The sequence below is a fragment of the Mesorhizobium sp. M7A.F.Ca.MR.362.00.0.0 genome (genome assembly GCF_004023175.1).
Taxonomy (GTDB): domain Bacteria; phylum Pseudomonadota; class Alphaproteobacteria; order Rhizobiales; family Rhizobiaceae; genus Mesorhizobium.
Genome location: NZ_RZTF01000755.1, coordinates 1 through 559, shown reverse-complemented (window position 1 = coordinate 559; position 559 = coordinate 1). Strand labels below are relative to the sequence as shown.

1 protein-coding gene is annotated in these 559 nt (G+C 66.2%); it reads right to left on the bottom strand.

What is annotated here, in order from left to right; all coding sequences use genetic code 11:
• Positions 1 to 463 (bottom strand): recombinase family protein (locus EOC06_RS44610; protein ID WP_245470438.1); only part of this gene is annotated, 463 nt, incomplete at its 3' end.
• Positions 464 to 559 lie beyond the last annotated feature (96 nt).

Below are 559 nucleotides of genomic sequence, written 5' to 3'. Positions count from 1 at the left end.
CGACAAGCAATGCACCCACCGCCGGGTCGACGACTTTGCCGGGCACGGACTGGCAGACCTTGCCGCCACGGCGGGTGGCGGTTTCCTGGCAGATATAGGTCGGGACAGGCTGACCATGCTCCTGGCTGTAATGGACGCCCATGCGCCCGCCGCAAAGGCCGCAGAGAACTCTGCCCTGGAGCAAGGCGGATCCTTCGCGGACCGGCCCGGCGCGGCGCTGCATTCCGTAGGCTTGCGCATTGGTGGCGAGACGCTCCTGGTTGGCCTTGAAGCGCTCCCAGTCGATATAGCCCGGATGCAGGTCGGGCATGACGAACCGCCAGTCAGCCATATCCACCTTGATCTGCGAGACGCCGCCGCCCGGCCGGGGCCGTCCACGCGTTCGACCGTAGACGAAGGCGCCGGCATATCTCGGATTATGCAGGACCTGGAGAGGATGCGGGCGTGCCGTGGCGGCGCCCACATGAGTTCGCCTTTGTGCAGTCCCTTGCGCAGTCGCCGCGGGAACAGGGTGCCTTCGTCGAGGAAGAACTTGACGGTTCTGGTTGCGCTGCCCAGG